Genomic DNA, 20,159 nt, shown 5'->3' with positions numbered 1-20,159 from the left:
CCGGGAGGAGAACCATGAGGAGGAATAGCGTGAAAACCATGTTTGCCAAGCTGGCCTTGGCCGCGGCCGTAATCGGCGGCGGCCTGCAGGCGGCGTCCGCCGAGACCGCCAACATCTGGGTGCGCGCCGACGGCTCGAACTTCATGCCGCGCATCGTCGACGCCTTCAACAAGGCGCATAAGGACCAGATCAAGCTCGACATCATCCCCAATGCCGAGATCATCCCGAAATATGGCGCGGCCGCCGCCGGCGGCACCGCGCCCGACGCGCTCTCGCTCGACCTGATCTACACGCCGTCCTTCGCCGCCGCCGGCCAGCTCGAGGACATCACCGACTGGGCGAAATCCTTGCCCTATTTTTCCAGCCTGTCGCCGGCGCATGTGAAGACCGGCACCTATAAGGGCCACATCTACGGCCTGCCGTTCTCGGCCGACTCTTCGGTGCTGATCTGGAACAAGAAGCTGTTCAAGCAGGCCGGGCTCGATCCGGAAAAAGGGCCGAAGAACTGGGCCGAGATCGAGGCCGATGCCGAGAAGGTCAATGCGCTCGGCGGCGACATCAAGGGCTTCTACTTCTCCGGCAATTGCGGCGGCTGCAACATCTTCACCTTCACGCCGCTGATCTGGGCCTCGGGCGGCGACATCCTCGCCGAGGACGGCTCGAAGGCGACGCTGGACAGCCCGCAGCTGCGCGGCGCAATCGACCTCTACCGCTCGATGGTGAAGAAGGGCCTGGTGCCTGAGGGCGCGCAGACCGACACCGGCGCCAACTTCTTCGCCGCCTTTGCCGGCGGCAAGATCGGCATCTCGCCGTCCGGCGCCTTCGCCATCGGCGCGCTCAACACGCAATATCCCGACATCGACTACGGCATCACCTTCCTGCCGGGCAAGGACGGCGGCTGGTCGTCCTTCGCCGGCGGCGACAATTTCGTCGTCACCAAGGGCACCAAGAAGATCGCCGTGGTGAAGGAGTTTTTGGACTTCGCCTACTCGCTCGAAGGCCAGACCATCCTCGCCAAGTACGGCAGCCTGCCGGTGCGCGGCGACATCGCCAAGGACGCGTTGAAGGATCTCGATCCGCGCTACCAGGTGGCGGCCGAGGCGATGGCCAAGGGCCGCACGCCCTATACGGTGGTGTTCAACGACCTGATCAACTCCGCCAACGGCCCGTGGACGCAGATGGTCAACGAGGTGTTCTTCGGCGACGATGTCGACGGCGCGATTTCGAACGCCCAGGAGACCATGCAGTCGATCATCGACCAGGCGCCGAACAAGTAACACCAGGGCCGGCCGGCTGCGGGGATCGCGCAACGCCTCGCCGCCAAGGCTCTGACCGGCCGCCCGCCCCGTCTCCCTGGCCGGGCGGCCGGATGTTGCATCGCTGAGGATAGGGCTAGGCGTTTGATACAGCTCACTTGCATTGTCGGTTCCGGGCGTCGCAAGGTTCGCGCCCCCCTTCTCCCCTTGTGGGAGAAGGTGGATCGGCGCGTAGCGCCGAGACGGATGAGGGGTGTTCCAGGGAAAGCCAGCGTCTCACTCCGCTGGAACACCCCTCATCCGTCGCCTTCGGCGACACCTTCTCCCACAAGGGGAGAAGGGGGAGCGAAGCCATGACCGCCATCACCGCAACCTCCGTTCCCACCCGGACGCGGGCCGGCGTCGGCCGCCGGCAATGGGTGGGCCTGCTCTATGTCCTGCCGGCCGTCGCCTTCGTCACCGTCTTCTTCGTCATCCCGCTCGGCATGACGGCGTGGATGTCACTCAACAACTGGCCGCTGATGGGCGAGCACACCTTCATCGGCCTCGACAATTACGTTGCGATCCTGCGCGATACGCGTTTCTGGAACGCGCTCAAATTCACCTTCTACTACACGGTCATCGTCACCATCGCGATCTTCGCCGTCGCCTTTCCGCTGGCGATCTTCATCGAGCGGCCGCGGCCGCTCACCAACCTCTACCGCACCGCCTTCTTCATGCCGGCGGTGGTTGGCTTTGCCTCGGCAAGCCTTCTGTGGTCATGGCTCTTGAACGTCGATTCCGGCCTGTTCAGCCCGGCTGCCTTCGACCTCGGCCTGACCGAGAAGAAGGTCAATCTTCTCGCCACCTTCCAGCCGGCCTTCTGGTCGATCATCGCCATGGTGGTCTGGAAGGTCGCCGGCTTCACCATGATCATCCTGATGACCGGCCTGCAGTCGATCCCGCAGGACCTGCAGGAGGCCGCCGTCATCGACGGCGCCGGCCCGTTTGCCCGCTTCCGGGCGATTACCTTGCCGCTGATGCGCCGCACGCTTGCGCTGGCGCTGATCCTGTCGGTGTCGGGCTCGATCCTCGCCTTCGACCAGTTCTACATCATCCTGCGCGGCGGCCCGCGCAACCAGACGCTGACGGCCGTCTACTGGATCTTCAACCAGTCCTTCGTCTCCTTCAAGCTCGGCTACGGCGCCGCACTCTCGATGGTACTCCTGGTCATCCTCGTGGCGCTCAGCCTCATCCAGCTCTGGCTGCTGCGCAAGCCCGAGGGGCTCGACTGATGGCCGAGGCGATGTCGCAGAACCGGAAAGCCGCCTTCAATCTGGCCAGGCATTCCACCGGCGTGGTCGCCTCGGTGCTGTTCCTGGCACCGATCGTCTGGACGGTGCTGTCGACCTTCAAGCCGGCGCAGGAGGCGCGACAGCCGCCGCTGCCGCCCTGGCCGACGACAGGCTTCTCGGTCGAGAACTATCAGACGCTGAACACTTTCGGCGACGGGCTCTGGGCCTCGGCGCAGAACAGCATTTACGTCTCGGCGATGACGGTTTTGCTCTCCGTGCTGGTCAGCGTGCTTGCCGGCTACGGCTTCTCGCGCTTCCGCTTCCCGTTCCGGGACTTCTTCTTCGTCCTCATCCTGTCGACGATCATGATCCCGTTCCAGTCGATCCTGACGCCGATCTTCCTGGTGCTGACGAGGCTCGGCCTGCACAACACGCTGACGGGCCTGGTCTGCGTCTACGTCACGCTGCAGCTGCCGTTCTCGATCTTCATGATGCGCAACGCCTTCGACGCCGTGCCGCGCGAGATCGAGGAGGCGGCGCGCATGGACGGCGCCAACAACGTCACCATGCTGGTGAAGGTGATGCTGCCGCTGGTCTGGCCGGGCGTCGTCACCATCGCGCTGTTCGCCTTCCTCGGCGCCTGGAACGAGTTCCTGGCAGCACTTGTGCTGATGACCGACCAGTCCAAATTCACCCTGCCGGTGATGATGACGGCGCTGCAATCCGGCCGCTTCGGCGCCATCGACTGGGGCGCCGTGCAGGCCGGCGTCACCGTGATGATGGTGCCGTGCCTGATCCTGTTCCTGGCGCTGCAGCGCTTCTACATCCGCGGCCTCATGGCCGGGGCCGTCAAATGATTTCCCGCATTCGAATGGAGTGACGTCATGACCGCATCGCAGCCCGCCGCCGCAACCGACACTGCCAGGCCGAAGCTCGCCTTCCGGCCGTTGCCCGTGCCGCAGGTCGATGTCCGCGGCTTCTGGGGCGACCGGGTCGATGCGGTTGCCGCGAAGACCGCCGGCATCCTCTACGACCGCTGCGTCGAGGCGCGCATGTTGGAGCAGATCGATCCGGACCGGCCGTCACCGGGCGTCGTCATCCCGTTCCATTCGCCGTCGCCGGACGAGGCGGACACGCAGGGCGCCGAGTTCACCGGCTCGACGGTGACGACCCAGATGTTCTGGGACTCCGACTGGGGCAAGACCATCGAGACCGCGGCCTATTCGCTCTACCGGCGCCGCAATCCGGAGCTGGAACGGAAGATCGATGCCGTCATCGACATGTACGGCAAGCTGCAGCAGCCGGACGGCTACCTTTCGAGCTGGTACCAGCGCATCCAGCCCGGCCTGCGCTGGACCAGTCTGCGCGACTGCCACGAGCTCTATTGCGCCGGCCACCTGATCGAGGGCGCGGTTGCTTACTTTCAGGCAACCGGAAAACGCAAGCTGCTCGACATCATGTGCCGCTACGCCGACCACATCGCCTCGATGTTCGGTCCCGAGCCCGGCAAAAGGAAGGGCTACTGCGGCCACGAGGAGATCGAGCTTGCGCTGGTCAAGCTCGCGCGGGCGACGGGCGAGAACAAGTACATGGAGCTGGCGAAATATTTCATCGACCAGCGCGGCCAGCAGCCGCATTATTTCGACGAGGAGGCGCGCGCCCGCGGCGCCGACCCGAAGGCCTATCACTTCAAGACCTACGAATATAACCAGTCGCACAAGCCGGTGCGCGAGCAACACAAGGTCGTCGGCCACGCGGTCAGGGCGATGTATCTCTTCTCCGGCATGGCCGACATCGCCACCGAATTTGGCGATGACAGCCTGCGCGCGGCGCTCGACCGGCTGTGGGACGATCTCACGACCAAAAGCCTCTACGTCACCGGCGGCATCGGCCCTTCGGCGCATAACGAAGGCTTCACCAGCGACTACGACCTGCCCAACGACACCGCCTATGCCGAAACCTGCGCCTCGGTCGGCCTCGTGTTCTGGGCGAGCCGCATGCTCGGCATGGGCCCGAACGCCCGCTACGCCGACATGATGGAGCGCGCGCTTTACAACGGCTCGATCTCGGGCCTGTCGCTCGACGGCTCGCTGTTCTTCTACGAGAATCCACTGGAGAGCCGGGGCGGCCACCATCGCTGGAAATGGCACCGCTGCCCGTGCTGCCCTCCCAATATCGGCCGCATGGTGGCGTCCATCGGCAGCTATTTCTACGGCCTCGCTGACGATGCGCTGGCCGTGCATCTCTATGGCGACTCGACCGCCCGCTTCGAGATCGCCGGCCGGGCGGTCAGCCTCGTCCAGACCAGCAACTATCCCTGGGACGGCGCCGTCGCGATCGAGATCGGACCGCAAGCGCCGGTCGAGTTCACGCTTCACCTGCGCGTGCCGGCCTGGTGCCGCAACGCGGCGCTCCGGGTGAACGGCAAGATGGTCGATCTCGATGCGGCCACCAGCGACGGCTACGTCGCGATCCGCCGCGAATGGCGCCCAGGCGACCGGGTCGAGCTCGACCTCGAAATGTCGATGTCCAGGCTCTTTGCCAACCCGCTGGTGCGCCAGGATATCGGCCGCGTGGCGCTGGCACGCGGCCCGCTGATCTACTGCGTCGAAGAAACCGATAACGGCGCTGGGCTGCATCGCATCGCTCTGCCGCGCGAGGCCAGGCTCGAGGCGCATCCAGAGCCGAACCTGCTCGGCGGCATCGTCACGCTTTCGGCCATCGGCACCAGGGCCGAAACGAAAAACTGGGGCAGCGATCTCTACCGCTCCAAGCCGCCGGCTACCGAGGAGACGACACTCAAGGCCGTTCCCTATTTCGCCTGGGACAACCGCGATCCCGGCGAGATGCTGGTGTGGCTGCGGGAAGGGTAGAGCGGCGCTGGCGCTAAAGATGCACGTATGCCGTGAGCGGCAAATGATCGGACGCAACCCGCGACAGCGGTGTGTCGTGCGCTTCCACGGCCGAGACCATGCCGTGCCGGTTGCCCATGATGCGGTCGAGCGCCAGCACCGGCAGGCCAGACGGGAAGGTCGGCACCGCCGGCGGCGAAGGTCCGAAGATCGAGTGCAGCGTGTTGAGCGCCGAGCGGTTGCCCAGCCGCCATTCGTTGAGGTCGCCGAGCAAAAGCGTCGGCCGTTCGTCGGCGCTGCTCATGATATCGAGCACGACGCGAGCCTGTTCCGAGCGCGAGCGGCGCAACAGGCCGAGATGGGCCGCTATCACGCGCAGCGTCCGGCTCTCGTCGAGATCGATTTCGGCGACCAGCGCCCCGCGCGGCTCCAGGCCCGGCAGCTTGATCTGGTGGACGTCGCGCACGGTGCCGCGCTTGAACAGGAGCACGTTGCCGCGCCAGCCATGCGCCTTGCCGTTTCCGGTGATCGGCACCGGCACCAGACCGGTTTCGATTTCGAGACGGTTGAGGTCGAGCAGCCCGGCGCGATCGCCGAAGCGGTTGTCTGCTTCCTGCAGCGCGATCACGTCGGGACTGATTTCACGAATGACGCGGGCGGTCCGTTCGGGATCGAACTTCCTGTCGACGCCTATGCATTTGTGGACATTGTAAGAGGCGACCACCATCTCGGCGCCTTCAATCCGCTTGCGCGGCGTGGACTTAGCCTTGCGCGCTTTTCTGCCGCGGATCGACAGGAGCACGGTCTCCGGAAGGCTGCGTCCGTTTCTGTCCATATGCCTGCTGCTCGTCTTCCTCGTCTATAGATAGGGCGATCCCAGCCACAGCAATCGGTCGAAAACGCGAATGACGAAAGGCCTGGCCTTCAGCGTCTGCAGCGTCACCGGCTGGGCGGAAGCGATCGCGGCGCCGATACGGGCATCGATCTCGGCGGCGAAGTCGGCATCCAGAATCTCCATGTCGATCTCGAAATTCAGCCGCAGCGAGCGGGCATCGAGATTTGACGAGCCGATATAGGCCCATACGCCGTCGATCGCCATCAGCTTGGAGTGGTCGAACGGGCCTTCGTGGCGCCAGACGCGGCAATAGTGCTTCAGCACCTGGTCGAGCTGCGCCGTCATCGCATGGTCGACAAGGAAAAGGTTGTTCACCGCCGGCACGACGATATCGATCTCGACGCCGCGCCGGCCGGCGGTTGTCAGCGCGCTGATCAGCTCACGGTCCGGCAGGAAGTAGGGCGACATGATGCGGATCGACTTGCGGGCGACCGAAAAGGCACCCATCAAGAGCTTGTGGTTGGTTTCGTTCGAGGCATCCGGTCCCGTCGCGACGGCTCTGACCAGCATCGGCTGTCCGGGCGGCGGCAAGGTTCGCTCGACTTGCCAGATGTCGTCCTTCAGTGCCTCGTTGCCGGCGAAGCGCCAGTCCTCGGCGGCGACCGAGAACAGGTCGGCCACCACCGGCCCGGTGACCTCGAAATGCGTGTCCCTGGAGCTGTCGGAGCCGGCGAATTCGGCGGAGAAACCCTTGCGGATGTTCATGCCTCCCGTGAACGCCACCATGCCGTCGACGACCAGGATCTTCCTGTGGGTTCTAAGGTTCGCATAGGGAAGTCTCAATCCCACGACGATCTTGCCGTTGAAGAGGTCGACGGCGACGTGGGCTTCCCTCAGTTGATTGAGAATGCTGGGCACGGAATAACGCACGCCGACGGCGTCGATCAGCACCCGCACGGTGACACCGCGCTTGACGGCATTGCCGAGCGACTGGACGAAAAGCGCCCCGACCGCGTCATTGTCGAAAATATAGGTTTCGAGCAGCACGCTTTTTTGCGCGCCGTCGATCGCCCGGCACATCGCCGCATAGGCCTCGTCACCGGTCTTGAGAACGCCGATCGTGTTTCCGGAAGTCAGCGGCCGCCGCGCTACCCTGTCGCCGAGCGTCTTCAGCCCGATGAAGCGCTGGCCATATCGAGCGTTGATCAACGCCTCCATGGCGACGTCGCGGTCATGTCTAGCCTCGGCGGCCTCGCCGGTGACCGGCCGCAGGGCGCTGATGGTGGCGCGCCGGATACGGTTGATGCCGGCGATGGCGTAGATGATCGCGCCGAGGAAGGGCGACAAGAGCATAACGCCGACCCAGCCGGTAGCGGCGCGCACGTCCTCCTTCGTCATGATGGCGTGGACGATGCCGGCGGCCGCCATCGCCAACGACAGGAGAAGGATAAGCGTAGACCAGTGACTCGCAATTGCCTGCAACATCGGCCCGACTATTGTGCGAGCCGCCGCGGAAGGCAATGCGCCGGGTCAGCACGGTTCGGGAATGGATGCGAAGCTGGGGTCAGTCGCTGTCGTGCAAAACCTTGGGGAGCCGGACCTCACCCCCGCCTCGCCACCAGCCTTAGCCACGGCGCCAGATGGAAGGCGGCCGTCAAAAGATACATCGGCACCATGCCGCGGAGCATCGAGGTTCCAGGGCAAGGCTGCGCGGAATTATGTCATTCTCCGGACGACCCAGAGCGACCGGCCCGCATGAGCGATTCCGGAAACGAGTCGAAGGCGAGGATCATCTTTGAGCCTGTCAGCCTCAAACACGTCAAGAAGCAGGATCCGCTGATCGGTCTCGTTTGCGTTCGGCGTAATCCAGCAGCGCCGATCCTCGCAGCAAAGCCCGGCTTCCGGATGCTCCTGGAGGTACTCAATCGCATATTCGGCGTCCACTTTTCTCGGTCCCGCGTCCACGGACATCTGCTCTTTTCCTCCTGCGTCTGCGGTCGGCCAGGAATTATACTCGATTATGGCGCTGCGCGGTGCCATCGCTGGGGTGCCTAAGGGGAGGGGTCGAACCAAGCCCTACTGCCCGGGCTTGTGCGAAAGCCGATCCAGCGCATCTCGAAGCGCAGTGGCGGCACCGCCACGCTCGTCGGCAGACATCAGCTCCGGTTCAAGTTCCAGCCTGAAGTGCGGCAGCTCGGTTCGAACGGCGCGACAAGCGCCCGCTCGATTGGCCTTCAGATCGATGACGCGGTAGGTGGCGACGGGATAGGCGATCCCCTTGACCTGTACGTGCCCCATCTCCTCGCAATCGATCGTGTCCTTCACTTGCGCAAAGGTCTCGTAGGAAATGAGGATGGCGCCCGGTGCCGCCTCCTGTTCCAGGCGCGAGGCGAGATTCACGGCGCCGCCGATTATCGTGTAGTCCATCCGGTCCTCGCTGCCGAAGTTACCGACGGTGCAGTAGTCGGTATGGATGCCGATTCGGCAGCGCAGCGGTGTTTCGATCCCCATATCCCGCCAGACTTGGGTAAGCTCGCTGATCCGCTTTTGCATGGCAAGCGCCATTTGCACGCAAGCCAGCGCGTCTTGCTTGACGCCTCGCGTCTCAGGGTCGCCGAAAAACATCAGGATCGCGTCGCCGACGTACTTGTCGATCGTGGCGCCATGATCCGACGCGATTTTCGACATTTCCGTCAGGTAGTGATTGAGGAGCTGGGTGAGATCCTCGGACTCCATCTTGTCGGTGGTCTCGGTAAAGCCGGCAATGTCGGAAAAGCATATGGTCAGCTTCTTGCGCTGACTGGCGATTCTAACGTCTTGGCGACCGGTGAATATCGAGCTGTACACTTGCGGCGCCAGATATTTGGCCAGCTTGCTGGAAAGCGCCTCCAGCGCCGTGGACTTCTCGGCGAGGTTCTCCTCCCTTTGCTTCAGCTCGGTGATGTCCGAATAGACGGCGACCGTGCCGCCGGCGCTGATCCGCCGCTCGCTTATCATGATCCATCGTCCGTCGCCCCGCCGCTGCACCCATGGTTCGCCAGGGTTGCGGTGCCGCCACAGGCGCTCGGCAACCCACTCATCGACCCGCCCCTCGGCATCCCTGATGTAGCCGCGCTCGGCGGATCGGCGAATGATCTCCTCGAACGCCGTGCCAGGGCTAAGCTCGGCCTCCAGGCCGGCGTATAGAAGTTCGCGGTAGCGGCTGTTGCTAAGGACAAGCCTGTCCTCTCTGTCATAGAGAGCGAAACCTTCGGAAATGCTCTCGATGGCATCGACTAGCCGCTGGCGCGCTTCTGCAACGTCGCGCAGGTTCTTTTCCTCGACCTCGACGGCGGTATCCCGGAAGAGGCTCAGCGCCTCGGCCATCCGCCCGATTTCGTCGCTGCCCGCGGCCGGCAGCGGCGCACGAAGATCGCCGCCTGCGATCGCGAGCATGCCCTGGCTCACCGCTCCCAGACGGGCGAGAAGGCTGCGGTCGACATAGAGCCAGACGACCAGAACCGAGCTCAACAGGCTGAGAAAGGCGGAGCCGAGGACAACGCCGGTGCCGTAGCGCTGAACGAGCGCAGCTTCGCGACCGGAGGCAGCGATCTCACGGTCCGCTGCTGCGACAAGACGGTCGACGGCAGCTGTGAGACTGCGCGACAGCCGATTGTTTTCGGCCAGAAGCTTTTCGCCCTGCGCGAGGACCGCAAGCTCCTCCTCCCGGGCCTTCGGGATGCTGTTCTCACCATCGGTTAGTTCCTTGAACTCGTCCACCCGCTGCCGGAAACGGGTCTGCAGCTTTTCGTCGATCTCCGAGGAAGCCGTTTCCAGAGCGGCAAGCGAGCGGCGCAGCGGAAACAGGATCAACGCGAGGTCGCCCCGCGTCGGCGCGGCCGCGGCCTTCACCAGCGCGTCGTTGACCGCCGAAATATCCAGCAGCGCCTTCTGCTGGGGGATGTAAGCCGCAATCGCCTGGACCATGTCGGCCATTGCCGCTGCGCGTCGAGCGGGCGACAGCGACGTATCGGCCGCGACCGCCCGCCATTGCGGGAGCCTGGAATCCATCACCAGGACGCCGGTGGCCAGAAGGCGCTGGCTTCCGGTCGTCGTCGCGGCGAGGCGGTTCAGGAGCTCCTCCTTGCGGGCGACCACATCGAGCCGGGCGACTACCAGAGAGTTGAGCTCCTTCAGGTTGCGCCGCAGAACAACCGCGGCTTCCTCGATCTCGGCCAAAGGCACTGTGCCGAGCGTGGCACCCCTGAGGTCCGTGCGCAGGGCCTCGAGGCGGGACATCTCGAGCGCGACGGCAGCCGAGACCTCGCTGTGCTGCGCCCTGCTTGTCGCCGCCAGCACCGATGGCGCGGCGGCAGCGACCCGTTCGGCCTGGCGCGACAGCTGGAGGGAGGCCAGCGCCGACGGCACCCGATCCGTGGTAATTCGGTCGACGACGTCGCCGACTTGGAGGAAGGCATAAAGCGCCGCAGCGGTTGCCAGCACCGCAAGGGCGCTGATCCCGAAAAAGGCGAGCAACAGCCGTCCGCGTATGCCGAGGCGCTCAAGCATCGCGGTGAGTCGGAACAATCCAGCCACACTGGTCTGCATCAGACTAGACGTCTCAGGTGGCACGCCGGCGTTCGGCGAACCTTATTCAACCGGCACGTACTCGCCGCCCCGCCAGACGTACCAAACCCAGCTCTGCCTCGTGAGGTCGCCCTTGTCGTCGAAATCGACCCGGCCAATGACGGTGTCGAATTCCTGTTCGTGCAGTGTCGCGATGACCGCCTTCGGCTCCAGCGAACCTGCCTTCGCGACCGCCTGGGCCCAGACCTGGACCGCGCAGTAGCTCAACAGCGTGTAGCCCGCGGGCTCGAAGTTCTCCGCACGGAACCGCTCCACGATCGCGGCCGCGCCGGCATTTCGCCGCGGGTCCGCCGGGAAGGTGAACAGGGTTCCCTCGGCCGCTGAGCCTGCGATCAGGGCGAATTCCTCGGTAGCCAAGGCATCTCCGGATATGAGTTGAACCGTATAGCCACGGTCGTGTGCGGCGCGAGCAATCAGCGCTACGTCGGCATGATACCCACCCACATACAAGGCTGAGACGCCGGCGGTCTGCAACGCAGCGACCTCGGTCGAATAGTCGTCCTTCCCGGGCGCGTATGCGTCGTAGACAGCTTCAGTCACGCCCCGTTTGTGCAACTGCTTCCTGGTCTCGTCGGCGAGACCCTTCCCATAGGTCGAATTGTCGTGAAGGATTGCAATCTTCTTGTCGCCCCAGCGATCGGCAAGGTAGTTGCCGGCGATGAACCCTTGCGCGTCGTCGCGGCCAATGGTGCGGAAGACATTGGCACGGCCCTGTTCGGTCAACTGCGGATTGGTCGAGCCTGGGGATATTTCGACGACGCCCGCCTCCTCGTAGACTTTTGATGCGGGGATCGAGGCTCCGGAGCAATAATGCCCGACAACGAACACCACCCCGTCAGCCACCAGCTTCTGGGCGGCCGCGACCGCTTGCTCGGGATCACAGAAATCGTCGACCGAGATGAGCCTCACCTTTTGGCCGAGCACGCCGCCCGCAGCGTTGACGTCGGCCACCGCCATCTCCGCGCCGCGCTGTCCCTGCTCGCCGATCCAGGCAAGCCGTCCTGTCATGGCAGACGAGACCCCGATCAGCACCTCGGCCCTCGCGGAACTGAACACGGCCGCGAGAACCACGATCGCTATGGCTATAATACGGTGCATGTCTGCACCCTCTTGTAGACATTAGCTTACGCTAATCCTGCCGGAGCCGACAGCCCCTTCGGCAAGCGCGAGGGTTTCAGTGCAGTTGGCGAAGTGATCGTTCACTTGAACGGGGTGTCATAACTTGGTTTGCCGAGGTCGGAATCGCGCACCAAAGCCGAACACCCACTGGCCGGAGTGAGCATCGCGATTGGGTCAGGTCATGATGATGCTAACGCCGGGCCCGCTCTTGAAGATGCGCAGCCTGAAGCTGCCAGTCCGCTGTCGGGCGCCACGCCGCTCATCAGAGCAACTGGTCGCTTCTGGCGCTGAGCGGGCACGTGGGCGGTACGGCGGTCGTTAGCCGCAGCGTCACATCTCAAGCCCGCCTCGACACCAATCTTAGCCACGGCGCCAGATGAAACGCCGCCATCAAAAGATACATCGGCACCATGCCGCTGAGCATCGGGGCTCCGGGGCCGGACATGCACATCATGTCCTGGCCGCCATAGGCAGCCGTCAGCAGGGCCATCATCGCGAAGGTGGGGGCCGCCGCCAGGCAGAGCCAGTCGGCGAGGCCAAAGCCGCGCAGGCCGGTCGGGCGAGGGGCGGGATGGTCGATGCTCATGATCTCCACCTTCCAAACTGGTCTGGCTCTCGGGAAAGATCGGCTCTGGCGGCGCGGGCGACGCCGCCAGAGTCGCTTCGCGCTCAGGCGTTCTTGTTGCGGAACGCCGCCTCGCCGACATCCGACACCTCGACCCATCTCTGGTCGGGGGCGGCGCCTTCCTCGTAGTTGTCGTGCCAGTTCCACCACTTGTAGGTCTGGGTCTGCGGATAGCCCTTGGGCGAATCCTCCCACACCTCCTGGCGGCCGAGCGGGGTGACGTCGAGATAACTCCACACGGTGCCAAACGCCTCGTCGCCGCGGTTATTGATGAAATAGGTGCGGAAGATGCGGTCGCCGTCGTGGATGAAGACGTTGTGGCCGTGCCATTGGTCGACGCCGAAATCCTTATCCCAGCTGTCGGTGATGGTGTACCAGGGCATCTTCCACTCCATCCGCTCCTTCAGCCGTTGAATGTCGGCCTGTGGCGCGCGCGAGGCATAGACAAGCGTGGTGTCGCGGGCGTTGAGATGGGCGAGGTTGCCGACCTGGTCGGCGCCGAGCGAGCAGCCGCGGCAGGCGTGCTCCGGCCAGCCATAGACGCCCGGCTCGAAGAAAGCGCGGTACACGACGAGCTGGCGGCGGCCTTCGAAGAGGTCGAGCAGGCTTGCCTTGCCGTCCGGGCCTTCGAACACGTAGTCCTTCTCGACGAGCATCCATGGCATGCGGCGACGTTCCGCCGCGAGCGCGTCGCGGGCGCGGGTGAGAGCCTTTTCCTTCACGAGCATCTCTTCGTACGCGCCTTCCCAGGCTTCTGGTGAAACGACCGGCGGTGTCTGCATTTGCTGGGTCATTGCTCTTGTCCCATTCTTTCGGTTGGTTGAGGGTGACGCGAACAGACATAGGGCCGGTTGGCGCGATGGTGAGAGTTACAAGTGTGACGCGATTTGATCCGGCGGGCGCCGAGGCAGGCATTTCATGGACTCGCTGATCAATGCCGCCGGCCGCGCGTTGGCGTCGGGCGACCCGCTCGGCGCACTGAAACGCGTCGCGCTGCGCGACGACGCGCCGGCGTTGGCGCTGCGCGGCATCGCGATGGCCCAGCTCGGCGACTTCGCCAAGGCCAAGGCACTGTTGAAAAGTGCTGCCCGCGCCTTCAGCTCGAGGGAGACTGTCGCCCGCGCGCGCTGTGTTGTCGCCGAGGCCGAGATCGCCCTCGTCTCGCGCGATCTCGGCTGGCCGGAGAAGGCATTGCGAGCCGCCCGAGCGACGCTTCAGGCGCATGGCGACCGGGTCAATGCCGCCTATGCCGGCAGCCTCGAGGCGCGCCGCCTGATCCTCATCGGCCGTCTCGACGAGGCCGAGCGCCTGCTTGCCGGCTTCGATCCGGCGCCGCTGCCGCCGGTCGCGCGCGTCGCGCATGAGCTGGCGGCTGCGGGCATCGCGGTCAGGCGCCTGCGGACGAAGGTGGCGCGCGAGGCGCTCGGTCGGGCGGCGCTCGCGGCCTACCAGGCCAACATTCCGGCGCTGAGAGCCGAGGTCGAAAGCGCGTCGCTGGTGCTGAACACGCCCGTCGCTCGGCTCGTGGCGAAGGGTTTGGAGACGCCGCTCCAGCTCGACGAGGTTGAGGCACTGCTCGCATCCGGCGCGCTCGTCATCGACGCCTGCCGCAATGTCGTGCGCAAAGCCGACACGGTCGTCTCGCTGGCGACGCGGCCGGTGCTGTTCGCGCTGGCGCGCGCGCTGGCCGAAGCCTGGCCGGCCGATGCGTCGCGGGAGATGCTGTTGCGGCGCGCCTTCCGGGCCAGGCACGCCGATGAATCGCATCGCGCGCGACTGCGGGTCGAGATGGGGCGGCTGCGCGCCGAACTGAGCGCACTCGCTGAAATCAACGCGACCGCCCAGGGCTTCGAGCTTTTGCCGCTGAATGCCGCCGAGGTGGTCGTGCTGGCGCCGCCTGTCGAGGAGGAGCATGGCGCGGTGCTCGCCTTCCTGGCCGACGGCGAGTCGTGGTCGAGCTCGGCGCTGGCGATCGCGCTCGGCGCCAGCGCGCGCACCGTGCAGCGGGCGCTGGAAGCGCTTTCGGCCGACAATAAGGTGCAGGCGGTGGGGCGCGGCCGCGCGCGCCGCTGGATGACGCCGCCGGTGACCGGATTCCCGACCGTCTTGTTACTCCCGGGTCCGCTGCCGAGCGACTAGTCTGCGGCCAATGTTCAGAATGGAGATCGAAAATGAAACGAGCCGCTGCCGAGATCCTGCGCGAATACGGCCCCTTTCCCGACGCCGAGCGCGTCAACGGCGTCACCTATGACGGCAAGAATGTCTGGTTCGCCACCGGTGACAAGCTGAAGGCACTTGATCCGGAGAGCGGCGCGATCGTGCAGTCGATCGACGTCGCTTCCCATGCCGGGACCGCCTTCGACGGCGAGCACCTCTACCAGATCGCCGAGGACCGCATCCACAAGGTCGACCCGAAGACCGGCAAGGTCGTCGCAACCATTCCGGCCCCCGGCAATGGCGGCGATTCAGGCATGGCCTGGGCCGAAGGTTCGCTTTGGGTCGGCGAATACAGGGCGCACAAGATCCATCAGATCGATCCTGAAACCGGCAAGGTGATCCGCACCATCGAATCGAAGCGCGTCGTCACCGGTGTCACCTGGGTCGATGGCGAGCTCTGGCATGCCACCTGGGAAGGCGAGGAGGGCGATCTGCTGCGCATCGATCCCGAGACAGGCAACGTGCTGCAGGAGGTGGCGATGCCCTCCGGCGTGTCGGGATTGGAATCCGATGGTGGCGGCTGCTTCTTCTGCGGCGGCGGCAGCAGCGGCAAGATCAAGGCCGTGCGCCGTCCCGGGTACAATCGGCACAAGCACACGACCATCGGCAAATAGCCGGCTCTGGCGAGCCTTTGTTCGGCGGTGGCGCCTCAGTTTAGACCTCTCCATTGACAAAGATCGGGCCCCGTCGCTCCATTAGGTCTTCCTAAAAAGGAGGCAGCGATGGCCTACACGTATCGGTGCAAGGACCATCCGGGAATGGAAGCTTGTCCCGGGAGCTTCACGGCAGAAAACGCGGAAGAGGTGATGAAGCACGTTGAGCTTCACGCCAGGTCCGCGCATGGTGAAGACCCTAGCCAATGGTCCCAGGAGGACCGGAAGCAGCTACAGGCGATGATGATCCCGAGCTAGGCGCGCTTCTGGATTAGGCCGCCTCGCGCGCCGGTCGAGCAACGCCCTTGTTTGAGATCTGGCCGGTATTCGGCTCATCGATATGCGCCCAGGCCGGCCGCTCGAACAGGAAGTTGCCGAAGCCGGTGCGCTTGACGATGAAATAGAGAATGACCGGGCTGATCACCGAGACAAGCAGCACCGCGAGGCTGAGCATGCCGGTGTCGGTCAGAAGGCCGCTGGCCAGCGCAAGACCGCGGAAGATCGACATCGGGATCGTGAAGGCGACATAGACGACCAGCGAATGCTCGCCGAGCCAGCGCAGCCATTCCATCGAGGCGAATTTCGACAGGAAGCCGCCGGCCACGCAGAGCGCCACCGCGCCCGCGACAGCCAGCGTAAGATGCAGCGGCGGCCAGGCCGCCAGGCCCATCTGCATCCCGACCGGCTGAACGGCATAACCCGGCGAATAGACGAGCAGGCCATTGACGATCGCCCAGGCGAACAGGCCCGCGACCACGATCGCCGGACGGTCTTGCGTCCAAGCGACAAGCCGGAACACCAGCGGCGCCATGACGAAGCCGAGATAGAAGAACACGAAATAGGCGGTGAACTGCGTGAGCGCATAGCTCTCCAAATGCGGCGCCCACATCTGCAGCGCGGCGGCAACCGCAATCACGATCCAGTGCGCCACGCCAAGCTCGCGCAGGATGCGTGCGACGAGGCCGAACACCGCCAGCATGTAGATGAACCACAGCACGCCGTAAGGCTGGACGACGGCCAAGGCGAGGTCGTGTAGCATTCCGGCGGGATCGCGGCTGAAGATGCCGATCTTGAGCCCGATCGAGATGACCGCCCACAGGACGTAGAAATAGAGATAGTGGATGACGCGCCGGTCGATATAGCGCCGCCACGGCCGGTCGATCACCTGCGACAGGAACAGGCCCGAGATCAGGAAGAATTCCGGCATGCGGAACGGCGTCGCAAAGCCGATAGCATAATGCAGGAAGCCGACGCCGCCGGTGTATTCACCGGTGTTGTAGGCCGAGTACATCATCACCACCAGGATGATCGAAAGACCTTTTGCCGTGTCCACCCACGGCATGCGTGTCGAATTGTTCATGAACGCCCCCGAGATCGGCACCCGGCGCCATAGTATCGGACAGGCGGATCTCTAGCAGCACGAAGCTTCGGATATCGTAAACGCGACGCTGCTGGTGGTGAAAATCTGACGCTTGGTATCCAAGGCGAATCCCGGCAATAGGCGGCGAACTGCCGTCGCGTGCAGCGCAGCCCGTAGCAGCAGTAGCGCAAGAGGTTGTCGATTCAAGGCAGCGGGATCGGCTTGTCACTGAGTGTGCGCAAATACGCGATCAGGTCGACCCGTTCGGTCTCGTCCGGAACACCAGGCATCTCCATCTTAACGCCCGGCGTGGTGAGCATGGGTCCGAAGAGATATCTGTTCAGATCCTCGTACGTCCACACGCCTTCCCAGCTCAGCAAGGCGTCCGAATAATCCACATTTGCCACAGATGCCTTGTCGCGGCCGACGACGCCCCACAAGTTCGGTCCCGTTTTGGTCCCGCCCTTTGGCTCGGCACTGTGACAGCCGCCACACACGTGGGTGAAGGTGATTCTGCCTTTTTCGACATCGGCAGGGGCCAACTTCGTCGAGATCGGGGCTGGTGTTGGCAAGACGACGCCGTGCGACAAGAGATAGTCGGCAACGTCGCGTTGGCCTTTGCGCTTTGCCAGATGGAGCGCTGTCTTGCCGTCCTTTGTCTTCGCATTCACGTCCGCGCCCGCTTCGACCAGTGCCTTCACGCAGTCGAGGCAACCGAGAGTGACGGCGACATGAAGGGCGGCTTGGCCGCCACGGTCGGAATTCGGATTAGCGCCCCCGTCCAGCAACAGATTGATCAAATCGACCCTGCGTTTTGCTAAAGCCGGCATGAGGGCGGGGCCCAAGCCAGGGGTCGGGGCGGCGTTGACGTCGGCGCCGCGTTCTATGAGCAGTTTTGCTGCCGCGAAGTGCCCGGCTCTGACCGCAAGATAAAGCGGTGTCGCGCTCCCATCGCTCTCATCGACGCCGGCACCTGCGTCGAGCGCTGCCGTGATCGCCGCGACATCGCCCTTCTTCGCAGCGTCGTGAATGGCGGCGGCGCGCAATTCTACCGGGAAATGTACAAGCAGCAGCGCAATGAAAAGCAGGAGCCTGCGCATTTGGCACCTCCCCAAGGCAAACCGCAGGACGCAGCATGCTTTTAAGTGGCTAAGGATACCTCAAATGCCCCGCGAGAACGAGAGATTTCAGGAAGACTGGGCAGGGTCTTGCTGGCCGTCTGTCGGTGGGCTGCGAGATTCCCATCCGGGTCAATTCGTGCCGTTGCGCGAGCAAAGGTGGAACTTTCTACGCGGGCACCATGCGTCAGGCTTTCACCGCTAGCCGTCGCTTCGTGCCGGCGTTGAAGCGGTTGTTTCCCGCATCGCCACCGCCACGATCGCGCCCGACAGGAAGGTCAGCGCCGCGATTGATGCGATCGCCGTGACGAAGCCGAAGAAGTCGGCGATGAGGCCAGCCGACAGCGCGCCGATCGCGTAGCCGAGATCGCGCCAGAAGCGGTAGACGCTGAGCGAGCGCGCCCGCCAGGACGGATGCGATGCGTCCGACACCGCCGCGATCAGGCTCGGATAGACCATCGCCGTGCCGAGGCCGAGCAGCAGGCTCGCCAGCAGCCACCAGCCGAAATCGCGTGTCATGGCGGTCGTGAGAAGCCCCGCCGCCTGCACCCACATGCCGGCGACGATCAGGCCCTTGCGGCCCCACCGGTCGCTCAATGGTCCGGTCGCGACCTGGAAGACGCCCCAGACCGCGGGATAGACTGCCTTGAGGATGCCGATCCGCTCGACGCCGAGCCCGTTGGCGGCGAAGAAGAGCGGGAAGAGCCCCCAGCTCATGCCGTCGTTCAGGTTGTTCACCAGGCCGGCCTGCGAGGCGGCGAACAGGTTGCGGTCACTGAGCGAGGTGAGCAGGAAGATCTCGCGGAAGCTGAGGGGCGAGGTCTGCTTGGCATGGTCCGCCAGTTCCAGCCGCACATGCTCGCGCGTGTCACGTACCAAAAGGATCGAAAGGGCGGCACCCAGGACTGCGTAGCCGACGCCCAGATAGATCGGCACCGGGCGCAATCCGTAGCGGCTCGCCAGATAGCCGGTGAGGAAGGCGGTAATGCCGACCGCGAGGTAGCCGGCGAACTCGTTGAGGCCGACCGCGAGGCCGCGCGATTTCGGCCCGACTAGATCGACCTTCATGATGACCGTCATCGACCAGGCAAGCCCCTGATTGATGCCGAGCAGCGCATTGGCCGCGACAATCCAGCCCCAGCTCGGTGCTGAGATGATGATGAAGGGCACCGGCAGGCCGAACAGCCAGCCGAGGATGAGCACGCGCTTGCGGCCCCAAATATCTGCGAGTTGGCCGGAGACAAGGTTGGCGCAGGCCTTGACCACGCCGAAGCTGACGATGAAGGAGGTGACGAGCGTGGTCGAAGCAACGCCGAATTCCTCGGCGCCGATCAACGGGACCACGGTCCGCTCGATGCCGACCATGCCGCCGACGAAGGCGTTGATCAGCACCAAGAGCGCGAACTGCTTCCAGTTGGCCTTGAGGCCGAGCGCGACGCCAGGCGCCGCTGCGCTCAAGACTTCGCCCCGGCATTCGCGGCCCGGGTCCGGGCGGCGTCCGGCGGCGGGGGAGGGATGTCGGCGGTCATGGCGGCAACGAACTGGTTCTCGTCCTCGATGCGGAAGGCCTTGTTGAAGCGCCGCTCGAAGCCGATCGTCGATGTCGGCTTGCCGCTCAGCGAACGGCCGCAGACCGAGCCGGAATAGGCGCCCGGCAGCACCTCGATATGATCGGGCAATTCCTTCAGACGCCGCACGCTGGCATAGAGCGCACGCGCGCCGTCCTCGGCGCTCGAAGCAAGCTCCGTGCGGCCGAGATCGCCGACCATCAGCGTGTGTCCGGTGAGCACGAACCAGGGCTCGGCGGACCGCGTCCGGTCGGTGACCAGAAGGCTCAGATGCTCCGGCGTGTGGCCCGGCGTATGCATGACGGTCGCACTCACATTGCCGAGCTCCAGCACCTCCCCGTCCTTCACGCGCCGGAACGGGAAGCCTGCCTCGGCGCCTTCGAACAGCACATATTCGGCGCCGGTTGCCTCGGCGAGTGCTCGTCCGGCCGATATGTGGTCGGCATGGATATGCGTGTCGACGACGAAGAGGATGCGCATGCCCGTGGCATTCGCCGCCTCGATATAGGGCGCGATGTCGCCGACCGGATCGACGACCGCCGCGGAAGCCTTGCCGCCGCAGCCGAACAGATAGGAGGCGGCGACCGGGTCGCTATGCAGGAACTGCCTGAGAATCATCTGTTTTCCTCCGAACGGCCAGTTGCGCCGGACGACCC

The 20,159-nt window shown here is 64.6% G+C and carries 16 protein-coding genes and 1 pseudogene; 7 read left to right on the top strand and 10 right to left on the bottom strand.

Features of this window, described 5'->3' with window-relative positions; all coding sequences use genetic code 11:
* Positions 1–29 precede the first annotated feature (29 nt).
* From EJ067_RS01990 to EJ067_RS01970, 4 genes are all read left to right on the top strand, one after another.
* Positions 30–1,277 carry a sugar ABC transporter substrate-binding protein gene (locus EJ067_RS01990; RefSeq protein ID WP_126084433.1) on the top strand — a complete coding sequence of 416 codons (1,248 nt, stop codon included), beginning with the start codon at positions 30–32 and terminating at the stop codon, positions 1,275–1,277.
* A 332-nt stretch (positions 1,278–1,609) separates the two neighbouring features.
* On the top strand, positions 1,610–2,530 hold the full coding sequence (locus EJ067_RS01980; protein ID WP_126084431.1) for a sugar ABC transporter permease: 921 nt from the start codon (positions 1,610–1,612) through the stop codon (positions 2,528–2,530).
* Positions 2,530–3,387, top strand: coding sequence for a carbohydrate ABC transporter permease (locus EJ067_RS01975; RefSeq protein ID WP_126084430.1), 858 nt, complete (start codon positions 2,530–2,532; stop codon positions 3,385–3,387). Before EJ067_RS01980 ends, EJ067_RS01975 begins: the two co-directional genes overlap by 1 nt.
* Positions 3,388–3,414: 27 nt before the next feature.
* Positions 3,415–5,403, top strand: a complete 1,989-nt coding sequence (locus EJ067_RS01970) for a glycoside hydrolase family 127 protein (protein ID WP_126084429.1) — start codon at positions 3,415–3,417, stop codon at positions 5,401–5,403.
* Between the two features lie 13 nt (positions 5,404–5,416).
* On the opposite strand, the gene EJ067_RS01965 is transcribed toward EJ067_RS01970, so the two are convergent.
* From EJ067_RS01965 to EJ067_RS01935, 6 genes and pseudogenes are all read right to left on the bottom strand, one after another.
* A complete protein-coding gene (locus EJ067_RS01965; protein WP_126084428.1) occupies positions 5,417–6,217 on the bottom strand; it encodes an endonuclease/exonuclease/phosphatase family protein in 801 nt (266 codons plus the stop codon).
* 24 nt (positions 6,218–6,241) lie between these two features.
* On the bottom strand, positions 6,242–7,702 hold the full coding sequence (locus tag EJ067_RS01960) for a phospholipase D-like domain-containing protein (protein ID WP_126084427.1): 1,461 nt from the start codon (positions 7,700–7,702) through the stop codon (positions 6,242–6,244).
* Positions 7,703–8,293: 591 nt separating this feature from the next.
* Positions 8,294–10,765 carry an adenylate/guanylate cyclase domain-containing protein gene (locus tag EJ067_RS01950; RefSeq protein WP_126084425.1) on the bottom strand — a complete coding sequence of 824 codons (2,472 nt, stop codon included), beginning with the start codon at positions 10,763–10,765 and terminating at the stop codon, positions 8,294–8,296.
* An 81-nt stretch (positions 10,766–10,846) separates the two neighbouring features.
* Positions 10,847–11,941 carry a branched-chain amino acid ABC transporter substrate-binding protein gene (locus EJ067_RS01945; RefSeq protein ID WP_126084424.1) on the bottom strand — a complete coding sequence of 365 codons (1,095 nt, stop codon included), beginning with the start codon at positions 11,939–11,941 and terminating at the stop codon, positions 10,847–10,849.
* Between the two features lie 358 nt (positions 11,942–12,299).
* Positions 12,300–12,494, bottom strand: a pseudogene (locus EJ067_RS01940) (hypothetical protein); the annotation flags it as partial.
* A 137-nt stretch (positions 12,495–12,631) separates the two neighbouring features.
* Positions 12,632–13,381 (bottom strand): DUF899 family protein, encoded by a 750-nt coding sequence (locus EJ067_RS01935; RefSeq protein ID WP_126084423.1) that lies wholly within the window; start codon positions 13,379–13,381, stop codon positions 12,632–12,634.
* Between the two features lie 124 nt (positions 13,382–13,505).
* On the opposite strand from EJ067_RS01935, the gene EJ067_RS01930 reads away from it, so the two are divergent.
* The 3 genes from EJ067_RS01930 (at position 13,506) to EJ067_RS01920 (ending at position 15,715) form a co-directional block, all read left to right on the top strand.
* Positions 13,506–14,726, top strand: coding sequence for a helix-turn-helix domain-containing protein (locus EJ067_RS01930; RefSeq protein ID WP_126084422.1), 1,221 nt, complete (start codon positions 13,506–13,508; stop codon positions 14,724–14,726).
* A gap of 32 nt (positions 14,727–14,758) precedes the next feature.
* Positions 14,759–15,418, top strand: a complete 660-nt coding sequence (locus EJ067_RS01925) for a DUF5074 domain-containing protein (protein ID WP_126084421.1) — start codon at positions 14,759–14,761, stop codon at positions 15,416–15,418.
* 108 nt (positions 15,419–15,526) lie between these two features.
* Positions 15,527–15,715, top strand: a complete 189-nt coding sequence (locus EJ067_RS01920; protein ID WP_126084420.1) for a DUF1059 domain-containing protein — start codon at positions 15,527–15,529, stop codon at positions 15,713–15,715.
* A 13-nt stretch (positions 15,716–15,728) separates the two neighbouring features.
* Here EJ067_RS01920 and EJ067_RS01915 read toward each other — a convergent pair whose 3' ends face one another.
* The 4 genes from EJ067_RS01915 to EJ067_RS01900 form a co-directional block, all read right to left on the bottom strand.
* On the bottom strand, positions 15,729–16,817 hold the full coding sequence (locus EJ067_RS01915; protein ID WP_126084419.1) for an acyltransferase family protein: 1,089 nt from the start codon (positions 16,815–16,817) through the stop codon (positions 15,729–15,731).
* A 203-nt stretch (positions 16,818–17,020) separates the two neighbouring features.
* A complete protein-coding gene (locus tag EJ067_RS01910) occupies positions 17,021–17,917 on the bottom strand; it encodes an ankyrin repeat domain-containing protein (protein ID WP_126084418.1) in 897 nt (298 codons plus the stop codon).
* Positions 17,918–18,136: 219 nt separating this feature from the next.
* A complete protein-coding gene (locus EJ067_RS01905) occupies positions 18,137–19,393 on the bottom strand; it encodes an MFS transporter (protein WP_126084417.1) in 1,257 nt (418 codons plus the stop codon).
* Positions 19,390–20,121 (bottom strand): MBL fold metallo-hydrolase, encoded by a 732-nt coding sequence (locus EJ067_RS01900; protein ID WP_126084416.1) that lies wholly within the window; start codon positions 20,119–20,121, stop codon positions 19,390–19,392. The genes EJ067_RS01905 and EJ067_RS01900 overlap by 4 nt, the downstream gene beginning before the upstream one ends.
* Between the last annotated feature and the right edge of the window lie 38 nt (positions 20,122–20,159).

It is taken from the genome of Mesorhizobium sp. M1D.F.Ca.ET.043.01.1.1, assembly GCF_003952385.1.
GTDB lineage: Bacteria > Pseudomonadota > Alphaproteobacteria > Rhizobiales > Rhizobiaceae > Mesorhizobium.
The sequence above is the reverse complement of the archived record's forward strand: the minus strand, read 5'-3'. Positions and strand labels throughout refer to the sequence as shown.

Excerpts from the sequence above, each read along its gene's own strand:
- EJ067_RS01980 (WP_126084431.1), top strand. The coding sequence starts at position 1,610 with ATGACCGCCATCACCGCAACCTCCGTTCCCACCCGGACGCGGGCCGGC.
- EJ067_RS01975 (WP_126084430.1), top strand. The coding sequence starts at position 2,530 with ATGGCCGAGGCGATGTCGCAGAACCGGAAAGCCGCCTTCAATCTGGCC.
- EJ067_RS01970 (WP_126084429.1), top strand. The coding sequence starts at position 3,415 with ATGACCGCATCGCAGCCCGCCGCCGCAACCGACACTGCCAGGCCGAAG.
- EJ067_RS01965 (WP_126084428.1), bottom strand. The coding sequence starts at position 6,217 with ATGGACAGAAACGGACGCAGCCTTCCGGAGACCGTGCTCCTGTCGATC.
- EJ067_RS01960 (WP_126084427.1), bottom strand. The coding sequence starts at position 7,702 with ATGTTGCAGGCAATTGCGAGTCACTGGTCTACGCTTATCCTTCTCCTG.
- EJ067_RS01950 (WP_126084425.1), bottom strand. The coding sequence starts at position 10,765 with ATGCTTGAGCGCCTCGGCATACGCGGACGGCTGTTGCTCGCCTTTTTC.
- EJ067_RS01945 (WP_126084424.1), bottom strand. The coding sequence starts at position 11,941 with ATGCACCGTATTATAGCCATAGCGATCGTGGTTCTCGCGGCCGTGTTC.
- EJ067_RS01935 (WP_126084423.1), bottom strand. The coding sequence starts at position 13,381 with ATGACCCAGCAAATGCAGACACCGCCGGTCGTTTCACCAGAAGCCTGG.
- EJ067_RS01930 (WP_126084422.1), top strand. The coding sequence starts at position 13,506 with ATGGACTCGCTGATCAATGCCGCCGGCCGCGCGTTGGCGTCGGGCGAC.
- EJ067_RS01925 (WP_126084421.1), top strand. The coding sequence starts at position 14,759 with ATGAAACGAGCCGCTGCCGAGATCCTGCGCGAATACGGCCCCTTTCCC.
- EJ067_RS01920 (WP_126084420.1), top strand. The coding sequence starts at position 15,527 with ATGGCCTACACGTATCGGTGCAAGGACCATCCGGGAATGGAAGCTTGT.
- EJ067_RS01915 (WP_126084419.1), bottom strand. The coding sequence starts at position 16,817 with ATGAACAATTCGACACGCATGCCGTGGGTGGACACGGCAAAAGGTCTT.
- EJ067_RS01910 (WP_126084418.1), bottom strand. The coding sequence starts at position 17,917 with ATGCGCAGGCTCCTGCTTTTCATTGCGCTGCTGCTTGTACATTTCCCG.
- EJ067_RS01900 (WP_126084416.1), bottom strand. The coding sequence starts at position 20,121 with ATGATTCTCAGGCAGTTCCTGCATAGCGACCCGGTCGCCGCCTCCTAT.